At 68.3% G+C, this 17,239-nt stretch carries 16 protein-coding genes; 13 read left to right on the top strand and 3 right to left on the bottom strand.

Features of this window, described 5'->3' with window-relative positions; genetic code table 11:
* Positions 1-23 precede the first annotated feature (23 nt).
* Both ASE28_RS25170 and ASE28_RS25175 read left to right on the top strand, forming a co-directional pair.
* Positions 24-770 (top strand): sulfite exporter TauE/SafE family protein, encoded by a 747-nt coding sequence (locus ASE28_RS25170; protein ID WP_057268976.1) that lies wholly within the window; start codon positions 24-26, stop codon positions 768-770.
* A 145-nt stretch (positions 771-915) separates the two neighbouring features.
* Complete coding sequence (locus ASE28_RS25175; protein WP_057268957.1) at positions 916-1,308, top strand: cupin domain-containing protein; 393 nt, start codon at positions 916-918, stop codon at positions 1,306-1,308.
* 209 nt (positions 1,309-1,517) lie between these two features.
* On the opposite strand, the gene ASE28_RS25180 is transcribed toward ASE28_RS25175, so the two are convergent.
* The 3 genes from ASE28_RS25180 to ASE28_RS25190 form a co-directional block, all read right to left on the bottom strand.
* Positions 1,518-3,077: an alkaline phosphatase gene (locus tag ASE28_RS25180; RefSeq protein ID WP_057268958.1), complete on the bottom strand. Its 1,560-nt coding sequence runs from the start codon at positions 3,075-3,077 to the stop codon at positions 1,518-1,520.
* A gap of 10 nt (positions 3,078-3,087) precedes the next feature.
* Positions 3,088-4,617 carry a GGDEF domain-containing protein gene (locus tag ASE28_RS25185; protein WP_057205322.1) on the bottom strand — a complete coding sequence of 510 codons (1,530 nt, stop codon included), beginning with the start codon at positions 4,615-4,617 and terminating at the stop codon, positions 3,088-3,090.
* Positions 4,618-4,717: 100 nt separating this feature from the next.
* The gene (locus ASE28_RS25190) at positions 4,718-5,692 is read right to left on the bottom strand and encodes an NADPH:quinone oxidoreductase family protein (RefSeq protein ID WP_057268959.1); all 975 of its coding nucleotides are present in this window, start codon (positions 5,690-5,692) and stop codon (positions 4,718-4,720) included.
* Positions 5,693-5,821: 129 nt separating this feature from the next.
* On the opposite strand from ASE28_RS25190, the gene surE reads away from it, so the two are divergent.
* The 11 genes from surE (at position 5,822) to ispG (ending at position 17,204) form a co-directional block, all read left to right on the top strand.
* Complete coding sequence (surE, locus tag ASE28_RS25195; protein ID WP_057268960.1) at positions 5,822-6,592, top strand: 5'/3'-nucleotidase SurE; 771 nt, start codon at positions 5,822-5,824, stop codon at positions 6,590-6,592.
* Positions 6,592-7,389 carry a protein-L-isoaspartate(D-aspartate) O-methyltransferase gene (locus ASE28_RS25200; protein ID WP_057268961.1) on the top strand — a complete coding sequence of 266 codons (798 nt, stop codon included), beginning with the start codon at positions 6,592-6,594 and terminating at the stop codon, positions 7,387-7,389. Before surE ends, ASE28_RS25200 begins: the two co-directional genes overlap by 1 nt.
* Before the next feature lie 13 nt (positions 7,390-7,402).
* Positions 7,403-8,302 carry a peptidoglycan DD-metalloendopeptidase family protein gene (locus tag ASE28_RS25205; protein WP_057268962.1) on the top strand — a complete coding sequence of 300 codons (900 nt, stop codon included), beginning with the start codon at positions 7,403-7,405 and terminating at the stop codon, positions 8,300-8,302.
* Positions 8,299-9,342 (top strand): RluA family pseudouridine synthase, encoded by a 1,044-nt coding sequence (locus ASE28_RS25210; RefSeq protein WP_369818288.1) that lies wholly within the window; start codon positions 8,299-8,301, stop codon positions 9,340-9,342. Before ASE28_RS25205 ends, ASE28_RS25210 begins: the two co-directional genes overlap by 4 nt.
* Before the next feature lie 199 nt (positions 9,343-9,541).
* The gene (gene scpB, locus ASE28_RS31630; RefSeq protein WP_082608257.1) at positions 9,542-10,531 is read left to right on the top strand and encodes an SMC-Scp complex subunit ScpB; all 990 of its coding nucleotides are present in this window, start codon (positions 9,542-9,544) and stop codon (positions 10,529-10,531) included.
* Positions 10,528-12,273 (top strand): pseudouridine synthase, encoded by a 1,746-nt coding sequence (locus ASE28_RS25220; protein WP_057268963.1) that lies wholly within the window; start codon positions 10,528-10,530, stop codon positions 12,271-12,273. Before scpB ends, ASE28_RS25220 begins: the two co-directional genes overlap by 4 nt.
* A 98-nt stretch (positions 12,274-12,371) precedes the next feature.
* Complete coding sequence (ndk, locus tag ASE28_RS25225; protein ID WP_007848912.1) at positions 12,372-12,797, top strand: nucleoside-diphosphate kinase; 426 nt, start codon at positions 12,372-12,374, stop codon at positions 12,795-12,797.
* Between the two features lie 87 nt (positions 12,798-12,884).
* Positions 12,885-14,072 (top strand): 23S rRNA (adenine(2503)-C(2))-methyltransferase RlmN, encoded by a 1,188-nt coding sequence (gene rlmN / locus ASE28_RS25230; RefSeq protein ID WP_235516214.1) that lies wholly within the window; start codon positions 12,885-12,887, stop codon positions 14,070-14,072.
* 26 nt (positions 14,073-14,098) lie between these two features.
* Positions 14,099-14,935: a type IV pilus biogenesis/stability protein PilW gene (pilW, locus tag ASE28_RS25235; protein WP_057268964.1), complete on the top strand. Its 837-nt coding sequence runs from the start codon at positions 14,099-14,101 to the stop codon at positions 14,933-14,935.
* 40 nt (positions 14,936-14,975) lie between these two features.
* Positions 14,976-15,887 carry a helix-turn-helix domain-containing protein gene (locus ASE28_RS25240; protein WP_235516215.1) on the top strand — a complete coding sequence of 304 codons (912 nt, stop codon included), beginning with the start codon at positions 14,976-14,978 and terminating at the stop codon, positions 15,885-15,887.
* Entirely contained in the window at positions 15,888-17,204 is a 1,317-nt protein-coding gene (ispG, locus tag ASE28_RS25245; protein ID WP_057268966.1) for a flavodoxin-dependent (E)-4-hydroxy-3-methylbut-2-enyl-diphosphate synthase, read from the top strand.
* The last annotated feature ends 35 nt before the right edge of the window (positions 17,205-17,239 follow it).

The following is a 17,239-nucleotide window of genomic DNA, read 5'->3' on the forward strand; positions in this document are numbered from 1 at the left end:
CACCGCACAACAAGGGAGAGGCAATGGATTCGGTATTCATCGTGGTGGCGCTGGGCGCAGTCGCCGCAGGCTTTGTGCAGGGGCTCTCGGGCTTTGGCTTTGGCCTGACGGCGATGTCGTTCTGGGCCTGGACGCTGGAGCCGCGCCTGGCTGCCGTGCTGGTGGTCGCCGGCTCGCTCACGGGCCAGGTGCTCGCGGCGTTCTCGGTGCGCCGGGGCTTCGACAAACTGCGCCTGCTGCCCTTCGTGCTGGGCGGGCTGGCGGGTATCCCCATCGGCGTGGCATTGCTGCCGCGGCTGGACATGGACGCCTTCAAGCTGGTGTTGGGCACGCTGCTGGTGCTGTGGTGCCCGGCCATGCTGATGGCCAAACAGTTGCCGCGCCTGACGCGCGGCGGCCGGCTGGCCGATGCGGTGGTCGGCATGGCGGGCGGGGTGATGGGCGGCATCGGCGGCTTCACCGGCGTGCTACCCACCCTGTGGTGCACGCTGCGCGGCTGGGACAAGGATGCCCAGCGCGCTGTGATCCAGAACTTCAACCTGGCCATGCTTCTCGTGACCATGGCGGCCTACCTGGCCACGGGCATGGTCACCGCGCCCATGCTGCCCTACCTGGCCGTGGCGCTGCCGGCCATGCTGGTGCCCGTGCTGCTGGGGGCGCGGCTGTACCACGGCATCAGCGAGGCGCGCTTTCGCCAGATCGTGCTGGGCATGCTCACGCTATCGGGCGTGGCGATGCTGGCATCGGCGCTGCGCAGGCTGGTGGGATGACGGGGCCTTCAGATTCCTGACAACCTGCGCGCAGGCTGGGCAGTCGGCCCTAATATCTCCACCGGCAGTGCGCCATGCGCTGCCGCGACAACAACACTGGAGACATATGACAAAAGCAATTTCTGCATGGGCTGCGTGCGCAGCCATGGCCCTGTCCTTCGCTGCCACACCGGCCCTGGCTGACGTGTTCACCAAGGAGGAGCTCATCAAGGTCAACAAGGAGGCTGCCGGTGGCGGGAAGGGCACCTTGATGGGTGAATACGCCTTCACGCGCGACAAGGCCCTGAAGGACCAGGCGATCAAGGAAATCAGCTGGCTTACCCTCAAGCCTGGCGACTCCATTGGCTATCACAAGCACACGACGAATGAGGACACCTACATCATCATCTCGGGCCGTGGCACCTTCAAGGACAAGGATGGCAGGGATGTGCCGGTGAAGGCTGGGGACGTGACCATCGTGCGCAAGAACGAATCGCACGGGCTTACGAATACGGGGACCGAGCCACTGGTCTTTGTGGATGTGATTGCGGAGCAGTAATTTTCCTGCTTTGCTTGTGCGATCTGTTTTGAGGGTGTGCCTTGGTTGAAGGCGCAGGCCGGGTTTCGGCCCGGCGGCCAAGGTACTTTTCTTTGCATCGCTGGATGCCACAAGCGCCGGACACTGGCGGCAGAGCAGGGCTTGTCCCGGTACCGTCGCGGGTGGGCCGCTGCCGGTAACTGGCGTGCTATCGGTTCGGTCGCAAATGGTCAGGCCGAGACGGGCCCCGCACGCTTGTCTTCGACAACAAAGCGCGCCAGCGTGCGGGCCCCGCTGTCCTCGCGCAGCGGGTCGTCCAGCACGCGCAGGGTGGTGGTCCAGCGAGTGGGTGTGATGTCGGCCAGGCCATAGCCGCGCTGCTCGCAGCGGGCCAGCAGCACGTGCGGGCTGTTGCGCACCACGGCGTCCACCTTCTCTTGCGTGGTGCCAGAGCGCGAGCTGATCGAGGTGCCGCAGAACTCGCTGGCGATCACCGGGGCATCGGGTCGCGCCGCATCGGCCAGCACGCGGCAGACATAGTTCTGGTGGATGTCGCCGCCCAGCAGCACGGTGTTGCGCGGGGCATGCTGCGCGATGGACTGCAGCAGGCGGGCGCGCGCGGCGGGGTAGCCGTCCCAGCTGTCGGTGGAGACCACGCCCGAGGGGTAGTGGCGCGGCGAGAACAGGGTCTGCTGCGCGACCACGCTCCAGCGGGTGCGGCCGTCCTTTGCGTCGGCCGCCAGGCCCGCATCCAGCCACTGCTCCTGGGCGGTGCCCAGGAAGCTGCGGGTGGGCTCGCCCAGTTCGGCGCAGTCCCTGGGGCGCACCGCGCCGGCACCGCTGGCACTGGCGGTGCGGCAGGCCTGCAGGCTGCGGTACTGGCGGGCATCGAGTACATGCAACTGCGCCAGGCGGCCCCAGGGCAGGCGCCGGTACAGCTGCAGGGCGGTGGTGTCGCGCTGCACCAGGCTGGCGGCGCGCAGGGGCATGTTCTCGTAGAACGCTTGCCAGGCAGCGCTGCGCTGGGCCAGGAAGGCTTCGGGCTCGCCCTTGCCTGTGCTGCCTGCGTAGTCGTTCTGCACCTCGTGGTCGTCCCAGGTCACCAGCCAGGGGCAGGCGGCGTGGGCGGCCTGCAGGGCCGGGTCGCTCCGGTGCAGCGCGTAGCGGTCGCGGTAGTCAGCCAGGGTGGTGGCCAGGCGCAGGCCGTGCGCGCGGGCCAGGCCTGTGCTGTCGCGCGGGCTGGCGTACTCGTAGATGTAGTCGCCCAGAAAGAGCACCAGGTCGGGCGCATCCGCGCGCACATGGCGCCAGGCCGCGTAGTGGCCGTGCTCCCAGCGCTGGCACGAGGCAAAAGCCACGCGCAGGCGTTCGGGCAGGGCATCGGCCGCCGGCGCGGTGCGCGTGCGGCCGGTGGCGCTCACGGCGTCGCCATGCATGAAGCGGTAGTGGTACCAGCGGCCTGGCGCCAGGCCGGCCAGCTCCACATGCACACTGTGGCCCAGGCCCGGCAGGGCCGTGGCCTGGCCGCGCTGGACGATGCGCTGGAAGCCCTCGTCGTCGGCCAGTTCCCATTGCACGGTGAGGGGCGTGCTGGCTTGGCCGGGCTCTGTGGGGACAAGGCGCGTCCAGAGCACCACGCCGTTGGCGCTGGGGTCGCCGCTGCCCACGCCCAGCGCGAAGGGGTTGCTCTGCTGGCGCTGCTGCTGACTCCAGGCCCAGCGGGGCAGGGTGGTGGCGGCCGCGCCATGGGCCGCCAGCAGCAGGAACGAGCGGCGTTGCTGCGGCGTCACCGGCGGGGGCTCATGCCGCCATCACGCGGTTCTTGCCCGAGCGCTTGGCCAGGTACATGCTCTGGTCGGCGCGCTTGATGGCGTCGAAGCTGGTTTCCGAGTCATGCAATTGCGCCACGCCTGCGCTGAAGGTGATCAGGATCTTTTCGCTGCCCTGCAGGAAGAAGCGCGTGGTCAGCTCGCGCTGCAGGCGCGTCATCGCGGCCACGCCGGCCTCCACCGCCGTGTCGGGCAGCAGCAGCACGAACTCCTCGCCGCCGTAGCGGGCCAGCAGGTCCTGCGGGCGCATCACCTCGCGCGTGACCTTCGCCAGGTGCACCAGGGCGGCGTCGCCCACACTGTGGCCCAGGCGGTCGTTGATGAGCTTGAAGTTGTCGATGTCCAGCAGCGCAAAGCACAGCGGCGCACCCATGCGGCGGGCACGGGCGATCTCGCGCTCCATGGCCTCGTCCAGGCCCTTGCGGTTGAGGGTGCCGGTGAGCGGGTCGTGCCGGGCCTGGGCGCTGGCGCGGTCGAGCTCCTGCTGCAGCTTGGTGACTTCGGCGTGCTTGGCCTCGGTGCGCTCGCGCAGGTCCAGCAGCTCGGTGCGGGTGAGCTTGGTGTCCAGGGCCATGCTGCGCGTGGCGGTCATCACCTCCTCCAGCACCGGCGCGATCTCCTGCAGGCTGGCGGCCTTGCCGATCAGGTCGGCGCAGCGCTCCATGGTGCCCTGGTAGGTGGTGCTGGACGCGGTGATCAGTGCCAGGCGCTCTATGAAGGTGGCCAGAAGCTCCTTCATCTGCTCCTGGGCTTCCATGGTGCGCGCCTTGGCCTCGGTCTGTTTGAAGATCACGTCCTTCAGGCGCAGTTGCACATCGTCGAGCCGGCGCAGCGTGAGCGGCGGGGTGGACGCCGTCATCAGCGCCTCGGCCTGGCCTTGCAGCCATCGGTCGTCGGCGCTGAGCACGGCGATGTTCTCGAACACCATGTGCAGCAGTTCCAGCAGCCCTGCGCGGATGGCAGCCTGGTCCTCGGTGGCAAACGACAGCCGGTAGGTGAAGTTGCCCAGCATCAGCATCAGCGTGGGGATCAGCGGCGAGGGCTCGCGCAGGAACGTGGTGAGCTGCCCGGCCATGTCGTGCACACGCGCATCGTCCTCGCCCAGCGCTGGCAGGAGGTTGTCGATCAGGCGGGCCAGCAGTTCGGCCAGGTCCTGCGGCAGGACGCTGACGGGGGCGGGGGTTGCCACCTCGACAGGCGCGGCGGCGGCAGGGCTCAGGCCCAGGTTGGCATAGCCGACGAGCACGCTCTGCAGGCCGCTCCAGTCCTTGTTGGTGACGGCCTTCTCGAACTGGCCGAGCAGGCGCTTTTGCGCCGGGGTCTGGGCGGGAATCAGCCGCAGAATGCTGGCCAGCTGTGCGTCGGGAAACGGCGCAGCACTGCGCGCACCTGCGATTTCATCGTAGATGGACAGGTAGTTGTCCGGTGTGGGCGCCAGTCGGCGGGCCGCCAACTGCTTGAGCGTTTCGCGTGCGATTTCGTAGGGTTGACGGTCGGCCATGGGCGGGCACCAGTAACAGGGGCTGCGTTGAACCGCGAGTTTGACACAGCGCCATGCTTTCCGTTACAGACGCCGCCATGGCGTCTGTTTTCGGTGCCGCTCAGTTGACCATGACCAACTTGCCCATCACCCCGCGCGAGCCCATGTGGGCGTAGGCGGCGGGCAGCTCGGCCATGGGCATGGTGCGGTCGATCACGGGCTTGATCCTGCCCTTGGCGTACCACTGCGCCAGCTCGCCCATCATGGCGGCATTGGCCTTGGGCTCGCGCTTGGCGAAGTCGCCCCAGAACACGCCGACGATGGAGGCGCCCTTGAGCAGCGCCAGGTTGAACGGCAGCGCCGGGATGGGGCCCGAGGCAAAGCCCACCACCAGGTAGCGCCCGCGCCAGGCGATGGAGCGGAACGCCGGCTCGGCGAAATCGCCGCCCACGGGGTCGTAGATCACATCGGGGCCCTTGCCATCGGTCAGCGCCTTGATTGCCTCGCGCAGGTTCTCCTTGCTGTAGTTGATGGTGGCGTCGGCGCCAATGGAGGTGCACAGCGCGCATTTCTCGTCGCTGGAGGCGGCGGCGATCACGCGCGCCCCCATGGCCTTGGCGATCTGGATGGCCGAGGTGCCCACGCCGCCTGCGGCGCCCAGCACCAGCACGGTTTCGCCTGCCTTGAGCTGCGCCCGGTCCACCAGCGCATGGTAGGACGTGGCGTAGATCATGATGAAGGCAGCAGCATCCACATGCGAGAAGCCCGGCGGCAGCGGCATGCACAGCGCGGCCGGTGCAATCGTGTGGGTGCCAAAGCCCCCGGTGCCCGACAGGCAGGCCACGTTCTGGCCCACCTGCAGGTGGGTGACGCCTTCGCCCACGGCCTGCACCACGCCCGCGTACTCCGAGCCGGGCACGAAGGGTAGCGGCGGCTTCATCTGGTACTTGTTCTGCACGATCAGCAGATCCGGGAAGTTCAGGCTGGCGGCCTTGATCTCGATCAGCACCTCACCCGCCTTGGGCGTGGGCGTGGGCAGTTCCGTCCAGGCCAGGGCCTCGACGCCGGTGGGGTTGGTGCAAAGCCAAGCGTGCATGGAAAAAGTCTCCTGTCAGTGATGCGCCGGATGATAGGCGCGGCGTCTGGCCGTGCGATGTCCCCCGAGCGACGGGGGCACCCGTGTCGGTCGCGTCCTACAATCCACGGCAAACCCCGACCACACTCCATGAAGATCCTGATTTCCAACGACGACGGCTTCCAGGCCCCTGGCATCGTGGCGCTGCATGGCGCGCTCAAGACGCTGGCGGGCGTGGAGGTGGAAGTGGTCGCGCCCGAGCACAACAACAGTGCCAAGTCGAACGCGCTGACCCTGCATTCGCCGCTGACCGTGACCAAGGCGGCCAACGGCTTTCGCTATGTGAACGGCACGCCGGCGGATTGCGTGCACATCGCCCTCACGGGCTTGCTCGGGTACCGGCCCGACCTGGTGGTCTCGGGCATCAACAACGGCGCCAACATGGGCGACGACACCATCTACTCGGGCACCGTGGGCGCAGCCATGGAGGGCTATCTCTTCGGTGTGCCGGCCATTGCCTTCTCGCAGGTGGACAAGGGATGGGGCGAGATCGAGGCGGCCGCCGCCAAGGCGCGCGAGATCGTGGAGCAGATGCTGGCGCAGAGCCTGGTGACCGAAGTACCCTGGCTGCTCAACGTGAACATTCCCAATATGCCGCTGGCGGCGCTCAGGCCCATCAAGCTGTGCCGCCTGGGGCGCCGGCATGCGGCCGAGCGCGTGATCGTGCAGGAAAGCCCGCGCGGCGAGGCCATGTACTGGATCGGCAGCGCGGGCGCGGCCAAGGACGATGCCGAGGGCACCGATTTCCATGCCACGGCGCAGGGGCATGTGGCCATCACCCCCTTGAAGGTAGACCTCACGGACCACGACAACCTGGGCTACTGGGCGCAGACCGCCTCGAAGCTCGCGGCGGGCATGTGATGCAGCGGCGTCCCGGATTTCCCGCCAGGCTCCCGGGCAGCGGAGCACCCGCACCACGCCCCGCAGGGGCGGGCGCTGGCGCATCCAAGGGCGCCGGGGCCGGGCTGGGCCAGCGGGCTCCGGCTGCTACGGCGGTGGGCGTGGGCCTCGATTCGGCGGCCGTGCGCAACCGCATGGTGCAAAAGCTCGCGGCCGGGGGCATCACCTCGCCGGCTGTGCTGCAGGCGCTGGCGACGGTGGAGCGCCACCGCTTCGTGGACAGCGGCCTGGTCAACCAGGCGTACGAAGACACCAGCCTGCCGATCGGCCTGGGGCAGACGATTTCCAAACCCAGTGTGGTGGCGCGCATGTGCGAGCTGCTGCTCTCGGCCGAGAGTGCCCGACCCGCCGGGTTGGGCCGCGTGCTGGAGATTGGCACCGGCTGTGGCTACCAGGCGGCCGTGCTGGGCCTGCTGGCGCGCGAGGTCTACACCATCGAGCGCCTGCGCGGCCTGCACGACAAGGCGCGCGACAACCTGCGCCCGTTTCGCCTGGCCAATGTGCACCTGATGCTGGGCGACGGCATGCTCGGCTACGCCAAGGGTGCCCCCTATGCGGCCATCATCGCCGCAGCCGGAGGCGACGCCGTACCGCAGGAATGGTGCGACCAGTTGGCGATGGGCGGAAGGCTGGTGGCGCCCATGGCGGTGGCCGGTGGGCAGCAGATGTTGCTGGTAATTGACAAGACCCCACACGGGTTGAAACAAAGCGTGCTCGAGCCGGTTCACTTTGTCCCTCTAAAATCGGGGATTGCCTGAAGGGAAAATGCTTATGTTGGTATCGCGTGGTCTTGTTGCAGGGTTTACCGTGGCGTTGCTGTTGGTGGGCTGTGGAACACGGATGACCAAGGCCCCTGTGGAGGACCGGGGAACCTATGCCGGTGCCATGACCACCACGAACGGATCGCCGCAGCCCGGGGTGGTGGCCGCGCCCATCAAACCCCTGCCGGGGGCAGAGAATGCCGGAAAGCCCGGCTACTACACCGTCAAGCCCGGTGACACCCTGATCCGCATCGGCCTGGAGAACGGGCAGGGCTGGAAGGACATTGCCCGCTGGAACAACCTGACGAACCCCGACCTGATCGAGGTGGGCCAGGTGCTGCGCGTCGTTGCACCCGGCACGAACCCGCCGCCCGTGATTGCCGCCGATACCGGCGTGGTCACCCGCCCGGTGACCTCCACGACCATCACCCCATCGACCCCGACGGCGACCCCATTGCCGCCCGCATCCACCGCCAGCGGCGCCAAGCCTGTCACGCCTGCGCCAGCCGTGGCTGCCGCACCGGCACCGAGCGCGGGTGAGGACGACCTGAACTTCATCTGGCCCGCATCGGGCTCGCTGCTGGCGGGCTTCGACGAGGCCCGCAACAAGGGCTACGACATCTCCGGCAAGGCCGGTGACCCGGTGCTGGCCGCTGCGGATGGCCGCGTGGTGTATTCGGGTGCCGGCCTGCGGGGCTATGGCAACCTGGTGATCCTCAAGCACAACAACACCTTCCTCACGGCCTATGCGCACAACCAGACGCTGCTGGTCAAGGAAGACCAGACCGTGCGCAAGGGCCAGAAGATCGCCGAGATGGGCAGCACCGACGCCGACCGCGTGAAGCTGCACTTCGAGATCCGCCGCCAGGGCAAGCCGGTGGACCCCGCACGCTACCTGTCGGCGCGTTGAGCGCCGTGGTGGCGCCCGCGCACCCCGGCACGGAACCCGGCCTGCCCGGGCCGGACGAGGAGGGGGCCGGCGAGGAGTGGGCGAGCGAGGAAGCGGGCGGCGCCGATGCCGAGCTGCGCCAGATGCAGGTAGGCACGGCGCAGCATGCGGCCCGCCTGGACCGGGCGCTGGCCGAGCTGGTGCCCGAGCTGTCCCGCAGCTACCTGCAGCAACTGCTGGCCCAGGGGCTGGTGCGCCTGAACGGCAGCCCGGCCACCAAGGCATCGCTCAAGGTCAAGGCCGGCGACGGCCTGACCCTGGAGATGCGTCCCACGCAGCAGAGCCAGGCCTTTCGGCCCGAGGCGATGGACATCGACGTGGTCTACGAGGACGAGCACCTGCTGGTGGTGAACAAGCCTGCTGGCCTGGTGGTGCATCCGGCCCCCGGCAACTGGAGCGGCACCTTGCTCAACGGCCTGCTGGCGCGCGACCCCAAGGCGCTGCTGGTGCCGCGCGCGGGCATCGTGCACCGGCTGGACAAGGACACCAGCGGCCTGATGGTGGTGGCGCGCGAGCGCGCCACCATGGACGCGCTGGTGGCCATGATCGCCGCGCGCACCGTGCACCGCCAGTACCTGGCGCTGGCGCACAAGCCCTGGGCAGGCAATGCCCGCCGCACGGTGACGCAGCCCATCGGCCGCGACCCGCGCAACCGCCTGCGCATGGCCGTGGTCGACCTCGCCAGCCATGCGGGCAAGCCGGCGCGCACGGATTTTCGCCTGCTGGAGGGCGCGGACCAAGGCTGCTGGGTGGAGTGCACGCTGCACACCGGCCGCACGCACCAGATCCGCGTGCACATGGCCTCCATCGGCCACCCGCTGGTGGCCGATGTGCTCTATGGCGGCGTCCCTGTGGGCGCGCTGCAGCGCCAGGCGCTGCACGCCTTTCGTCTGGCGTTCACCCATCCGGTCACGGGCCAGCCGCTGGAGTTGCAGGCGCCGCTGCCCCTGGATATGCGCGATGCACTGTCTTTTTGGGGCCTGCGTTACAATGGCGCATAGCGAAACGCAGGTATCTGTGTTTCCAGGCCTGACCGGCCCTGGGGCGTGAACACCACGCCCTGAACCCGAAGACGGAATCCCGCCGGGCCCCCGCGTCGCGCCAGCGGCCGCGCAATATGCGCCCCTTTGATGGATCCCTGCTGTTGGTGTGGCCCCTTGTCACGACACGTGCCGCCTTTTTTCCCGGAATCGCTGAACCATGAACACGGTGGATGCCAAACGGGTCCTTGAGACTGCCCTGATTTGCGCGCAGCAGCCCGTGCCGCTGCGCGAAATGCGGGTGCTGTTCAACGACGCCCTGGGTACGGACACGCTCAAGCTGCTGCTGCTCGACCTGCAGCGCGACTGGGCCCACAGCGGGGTGGAGCTGGTGCAGGTGGCCACCGGGTGGCGCCTGCAAAGCCGCCCCGAAATGCGCGAATACCTGGACCGGCTGCACCCCGAGAAGCCGCCCAAGTACACGCGCGCCGTGCTGGAGACACTGGCCATCATTGCCTACCGCCAGCCGGTGACGCGCGGGGACATCGAGGACATCCGCGGGGTGACGGTCAACAGCCTGATCATCAAGCAGCTCGAAGACCGTGGCTGGGTCGAGGTGATCGGCCACCGCGAGACGGTGGGGCGGCCTTCGCTGTTTGCCACCACGCGCCAGTTCCTCGACGATCTGGGCCTGGCCTCGCTGGACCAGTTGCCCATGCTGGAGGATGCATCGGGCCATGCCAACGTGCTGGAGGCCATGGCCGCTGCAGCGCAGGGCGTGATCGGGTCAGAGGAAGAAGAAGGTGGTCCCGGGGAGGCCGTGGGTGAGGAACCCGGTGCCCAGGCTGCGCCGCAAGGCGGGGAGGGCGGTGAAGCCGCCGCCCCCGTGCCATCCGTCGAAGACGGTGGGCATGCCGGCGAGGGTGGCACGCAGGCGCAGCAGAACCTGCTGGACCTGGATGGCACGCTTGAAGGCGAGGCTGAGGTGCCCGATGTGCCGGCCGACGGTGTGGCGCAAGAGGCGCCCGCCCGGCTGGAGCCGGACAGCCAGTTGCTGGCCGGCAGCGGTGAAGAAGACACGACGGGCGGGACCGGTCCGGCAGACCCCGCACCCGCTGCGGATGATTTGAACAAGAGCGCGCAGAGCGATGAAGAGCTGCGCGATGACGATGACGATGCCCGCCGTGGCATCCAGGGAAAGCTTCCATGAACGATTCGACGACACCCGACGCATTGCCCGACGCCCCCGGCACCGAGCAACCGCCCGAGGCGGCCACGCCGCCCGCCAAGCCGCGCCGCGCGCCGCGCAAGAAGGCGGTGGTGCAGGCCGATGAAGCCGCCGCCGTGCAGGCGCCCGTGGCGCCCGCCGAGGCATCGTCGGCACTGGATGCCGGTAGCGAGCCTGCGGTGAAAAAGCCCCGCAAGCCGCGCCAGCCCCGCGTGGCTGCCGATGTGGCCGATGGAGCCGAGGCGGTGGAGTCCGCGCCGCCCCTGGCCGTGGCGCCTGCAGAGTCTGCGGCTGCCTTGGATGCCCCCGCAGCGGTCGATGGCGACGCAGTGGACAGGGCGCCCGTGCCGGCCGTGGTATTGGTCGACCGTGCGCCCGGTGCGCGCATCTATGGCGACGCCCCTGCCGCACCGCGCGGCGATGCGCAGGAGCGCCGGGAGGGCCGCAAGGAAAGCCATGGCAAGGGGCAGAATCACCAAGGTCAGGGCCCCAAGGGACCCCGGCCGCAGCACGGCGTGCAGGGCTACCAGTTCGAGGACGTGGTGTCCGGCCAGTTCGATGCGGACGAGGAGTCCGGCGAGGAGGTGCCTCTCAAGCGCGTGCTGCTGCCCCAGGTGGAGACACCCAAGCTGCACAAGGTGCTGGCGCAGGCCGGCCTGGGTTCGCGGCTGGAGATGGAGCAGCTCATCCTGGAGGGCCGCATCTCGGTCAACGGTGAGCCGGCCCACATCGGCCAGCGCATCCAGTTCGGCGACCAGGTCAAGGTCAATGGCAAGCCCATCCGCTACCGCATCGACCCGCCACCGGCACGTGTCATCGCCTACCACAAGCCCGTGGGTGAAGTGGTGTCGCACGACGACCCGCAGAACCGGCCCACCGTGTTCCGCAAGCTGCCGCGCCTGCAGCAGGGCAAGTGGCAGTCCGTGGGCCGGCTGGACCTGAACACCGAAGGCCTGCTGCTGTTCACCAGCTCGGGCGAGCTGGCCAACAAGCTCATGCACCCGCGTTTTGGCCTGGAGCGCGAGTACGCCGTGCGCGTGCTCGGCGCCCTGAGCAATGAAGAAAAAGCCAAGCTGATCGAGGGCGTACGCCTGGACGACGGCATGGCCGCCTTCGGCTCCATCGAAGACGGTGGCGGCGAAGGTGCCAACTGCTGGTACCGCGTCACCATTTCCGAAGGCCGCAACCGCGAAGTGCGGCGCATGCTGGAGTCGGTGGGCCATGCGGTCAGCCGGCTGATCCGCATCCGCTATGGCGCCATGGTGCTGCCGCGCGGCCTCAAGCGCGGTGCGTTCCTGGAACTGGACGAAAGCGACATCCGCGCACTGGTGAAGGCCGCAGGCGCCGGGCGCGACCCGTTGGAAGACCGTGGCGATGCCGCGCTGGGCGAAGCTGCCCCCGCAGGCAACAAGCGCGGCAATATCCGCCGTGGCGGCCCGCGCGGCGACGGCAGCCGCCGTGACCAGCCTCCGGGCGCCGGTGCCAACGGCCCGCGCGGCCAGAAGCCCCGCCGCGATGGCGGCGGTGGTGGCCAGGGCGCTCGGGGTGGCAATGGTGGCGGCAACAGCAATGCCGACCGCGCGCGTGGCGGCTCGGCCCAGCCCGATCCGATGAAGACCTCGGTCGGCTACATCGGCACCGACAGCCTCTCGCGCCACCGCCAGGCCCAGCGCGCCCCCGGTGGCGGTGGTGGTGGCGGCCCGCGCCGTGGCCGTGGCCGCTGATTCACAGGGGTTACCCGGCGCACGGTTAGAATCGAGGGTTTTGTCCGCTGGGCAAAAGAATTCGCATCGTTTATATCAATCCAATCAGGAAAAACACCATGGCAATCGAACGCACTCTCTCCATCATCAAGCCTGACGCAGTCGCCAAGAACGTGATCGGCCAGATCTACGCCCGTTTCGAAGCTGCCGGCCTGAAGGTTGTGGCTGCCCGCATGGTGCACCTGTCGCGCCTGGAAGCCGAGCAGTTCTACGGCGTGCACAAGGCACGTCCCTTCTTCAAGGACCTGGTCGATTTCATGATCTCCGGCCCGGTGATGATCCAGGCCCTGGAAGGCGAAAACGCCATTCTGAAGAACCGCGAACTGATGGGCGCCACCGACCCCAAGAAGGCAGAAGCCGGCACCATCCGTGCTGACTTCGCCGACAGCATCGATGCCAACGCCGTGCACGGTTCCGACGCTGCCGAAACGGCTGCCGTCGAAATCGCCTTCTTCTTCCCCGGCCTGAACATTTACACCCGCTGAGATGGTGGTCCCCATGCTTGAGCCCACCCCGGTGGGGTGGCCACACCATGGGGACGACTGCGAGCGGTTACCCGAAGGGATGCCGCTATGACCACGACTGAAACCGCCACCGCTGTGGTTGCCGCGCCTGCCGCAGCGACTGCTACCCCGGCCAAGACCACCAACCTGCTGGAGTTCGATCTCGACGGGTTGGCTGCGTTCTGCGAAAAGCTTGGGGAAAAGCGCTTTCGCGCGACCCAGCTGTTCCGCTGGATCCACCAGCGCGGCGCGCGCGACTTTGATGCCATGAGCGATCTGGCCAAGGCCCTGCGCGACAAGCTCAAGGGCTGCGCGCACGTGCAGGCGCTGCCGGTCATCTCCGAGCATGTCTCGGCCGACGGCACCGTCAAGTGGCTGTTCGACGTGGGCGGCGGCAATGCGGTCGAGGCGGTGTTCATTCCCGAGGACGACCGCGGCACGCTGTGCATTTCCTCCCAGGCCGGCTGCGCCGTGGGATGCCGTTTCTGCTCCACCGGCCACCAGGGCTTCAGCCGCAACCTCACCACCGGTGAGATCGTGGCCCAGCTGTGGTTTGCCGAGCACGCGCTGCGTGCGCGCCTGGGCAAGACGGAGCGCATCATCTCCAACGTGGTGATGATGGGCATGGGCGAGCCCCTGCAGAACTACTCGGCCCTGGTGCCGGCGCTGCGCGTGATGCTGGACGACCATGCCTACGGCCTGTCGCGCCGCCGCGTGACGGTGTCCACCTCGGGTGTGGTGCCCATGATCGACCGGCTGGCGCAGGATTGCCCTGTGGCCCTGGCCGTTTCGTTGCATGCACCCAACGATCCGCTGCGCGACAACCTGGTTCCACTGAACCGCAAATACCCGATCGAAGAGCTGCTGGCCGCGTGCAACCGCTACCTGGAACACGCGCCGCGCGACTTCATCACCTTCGAATACTGCATGCTGGACGGGGTCAACGACCAGCTCGAGCATGCGCAGCAACTGATCGACCTGGTCAAGCCCGTACGCGGTGCGGGCGTGCGCTGCAAGTTCAACCTGATCCCCTTCAACCCGTTTCCGGCGTCGGGCCTTTTGCGTTCGTCACAGGCGCAGGTGCTGGCCTTTGGCAAACTGCTGAGCGATGCGGGCATCGTGACCACGGTGCGCAAGACGCGCGGCGACGATATCGACGCTGCCTGTGGTCAATTGGCCGGCGATGTCAAAGATCGCACAAAAGCGGCGGAACGCATGGCCAAACAGCGCACAATCGCGCTCAAACTGGTGACATGACACAACGAACTTGAAGGAGGCTCTACATGGTGGGATTGGTTGAACGCTGGCAGCGCATGGGCCGCTGTGCGCTCCTGGCCTGTGGGGTGGTGGCTGGCGTGGCAGGGCTCTCGGGCTGTGCGAGCGGCGGCAGTGCCCCATCGGCCGGCGAGCCCGGCGGTGCTGTCTTCACCCAGTCCGATGAGCCCGAGGCGCGCCGCCGCGCGCGCATCCGCCTGGAGCTGGCGACCAACTACTTCGAGAACGGGCAGACCACCGTGGCGCTGGACGAGGTCAAGCAGGCCCTGGTCGCCGACCCCACCTATTCCGACGCCTTCAATCTGCGCGGCCTGATCTACCTGCGGCTCAACGAGTTCGGCCAGGCCGAAGAGAGCTTTCGCCGCGCGCTCGGCCTGCGCAGCAACGACCCGAATCTGCTGCACAACCTGGGCTGGCTGCATTGCCAGCAGCGCAAGTACGCCGAGGCCGACCAGAGCTTCGTGACGGCCCTGGCCAACCCGGCCTATACCGCGCGCAGCAAGACGCTGATGGCGCGCGGCCTGTGCCAGATGGAAGCCGGCCAGGTGGCCGAAGCCGAGCAGTCGCTGCTCAAGGCCTACGAACTCGATGCTGCCAACCCGGTGGTGGGCTACCACCTGTCGTCGCTGCTGATGCGCCGCAATGAGCTCACGCGGGCGCAGTTCTACATCCGCCGCCTGAACAACAGCGATTTCTCGAATGCGGAAACGCTGTGGCTGGGCATCAAGGTCGAGCGCGGCCTGGGCGACATCGTGGCCATGCGCCAGTTGGGTGATCAATTGCGCAGGCGTTTCCCGGAAGCGCGTGAGACGGGTGCCTATCAGCGTGGGGCTTTCAATGAGTGATTCGGTGACAGGGGTTTCGGTGCACGCAGAGGCACAAGAGATGGCTGGAGGGCGGACGGCCGGTACCTTGCTGCGCGAAGCGCGCATGGAGGCGGGCCTGCACATTGCGGCGCTGGCCGTGGCCCTGAAGGTGCCGGTGGCCAAGCTGGAGGCCCTGGAGGCCGACAACTTCGCGGTGCTGCCTGACACGGTGTTCGTGCGGGCTCTGGCATCCAGCGTGTGTCGCACCCTCAAGATCGACCCGGCGCCCATTCTGGCGCTGCTGCCGCAAAGCAAGAGCCCGCGCCTGGTGGCGGGCAATGCGGGGATCAACGCGCCGGTCAAGGGCAGCAGCTCCAGTGCGGGCAATGGCTCCTTTGCTCCAGCGTCCTCGGGCGGCAAAAAGTCCTGGGCCATCGCCGTGGTGGTGCTGGCCTTGCTGGCGGGTGCCCTGGCCATCATGTTTGTCCCTGCCGACCGCAATCCGTTCGGCGGCAGCGCGGGGGATGAGGCGCCGGCGTCTCCCCCCGTGGCTGCCCAGGAGCCGCAAGCCCCCGTGGCTGCGGCCTCCGGCCCGGCCGCTGTGCCCGCACCCGCTGCGGCTGTGGTGGCCGCGCCGGCTGCGACGCCTGCGGCCCCTGTGCCTGCGGCAAGCCTTTCGGCTGCGGCGGTAGCCAGTGCGGCCACCCCGGCCGTGGCGGCATCGACCCCCGAAGCGGCTGCGGCTGCCTCAGCCTCCAGCGTGCTGACCCTGAGTGCGCGCGGCGCCTCGTGGGTGCAGGTGCGCGATGCCGGCGGAACCATTGCGCTGCAGAAGAATCTGGCAGTGGGGGAGTCGGTGGCCGTTTCGGGCACGCTCCCTCTGGCGGTGGTGATTGGCCGGGCCGATGTGACCGATGTGTTTGTGCGTGGCAAGCCATTCGCGCTGACCACCGTTTCGCGCGACAACGTTGCGCGCTTTGAGGTGAAATAAGTGGACAAGTCCCTGATCGATCTGGCCCCGATTGCCATTGCCCAGCCGGCCCCTCGGCGCTCCCGCCAGGCCCGTGTGGTCTGGGGCTCGCGCGTGGTCACGGTCGGGGGCGATGCGCCGGTGCGCGTGCAGTCCATGACGAATACCGACACGGTGGATGCCATCGGCACCGCCATCCAGGTCAAGGAGCTGGCGCAGGCCGGCTCCGAGTTCGTGCGCATCACCGTCAACACGCCCGAGGCGGCGCAGGCGGTGCCCTACATTCGCGAGCAGCTCGACCGCATGGGTGAGGCCGTGCCGCTGGTGGGGGATTTTCACTTCAACGGCCACCGCCTGCTGACCGACTACCCGGACTGCGCGCAGGCGCTGTCCAAGTACCGCATCAACCCCGGCAACGTGGGCAAGGGCGACAAGCGCGACCGCCAGTTTGGCCAGATGATCGAGGCCGCCATCCGCTGGGACAAGGCGGTGCGGATCGGCGTGAACTGGGGCAGCCTGGACCAGGAGCTGCTGGCCGAGCTGATGGACACCAACAGCCGCCGCGCCCGGCCCTGGGAGGCGCGCCAGGTGATGTACGAGGCGCTGATCACCTCGGCCATCGAGTCGGCCCGCCGCGCGGAAGAAATGGGCCTGAACGGCGACCAGATCATCCTCTCGTGCAAGGTCAGCGGTGTGCAGGACCTGATTTCCGTGTACCGGGCCCTGGCCCAGCGCTGCGACTACGCGCTGCACCTGGGCCTGACCGAGGCCGGCATGGGCACCAAGGGCACGGTGGCGTCGGCCACGGCGCTCTCCATCCTGCTGCAGGAAGGCATTGGCGACACCATCCGCGTGTCCCTGACCCCGCAGCCCGGCGAGGCCCGCACCCAGGAAGTGGTGGTGGCCTCCGAGATCCTGCAGTCGTTGGGCTTGCGCATCTTCGTGCCCAGCGTGACGGCCTGCCCCGGCTGTGGCCGCACGACCAGCACCACCTTCCAGGACCTGGCCAAGCAGATCGACGACTACCTGCGCGCGCAGATGCCTGTGTGGCGCGTGAAGTACCCGGGCGTGGAAAAGCTCAAGGTAGCGGTCATGGGTTGCATCGTCAACGGCCCCGGCGAGAGCAAGCATGCCGACATCGGCATCAGCCTGCCCGGTACCGGTGAAGCCCCGGCCGCCCCGGTGTTCATCGATGGCGAGAAGGCCCTCACCCTGCGCGGCGAGAACATCGCCGCCGAGTTCCACCAGTTGGTGGAATACTACATTGAAAAGCGCTTCGGCGGCTCCCATCCGGTGGCTGCCCCGGCGGTTGGCGCGCCTGACAGCGCGCTCGCCTGACCCGGCGGCGGCCGACGCCCCTGCGACAATCGCAC

Source organism: Acidovorax sp. Root219 (genome assembly GCF_001428665.1).
In the GTDB taxonomy this organism is placed as follows: domain Bacteria; phylum Pseudomonadota; class Gammaproteobacteria; order Burkholderiales; family Burkholderiaceae_C; genus Acidovorax.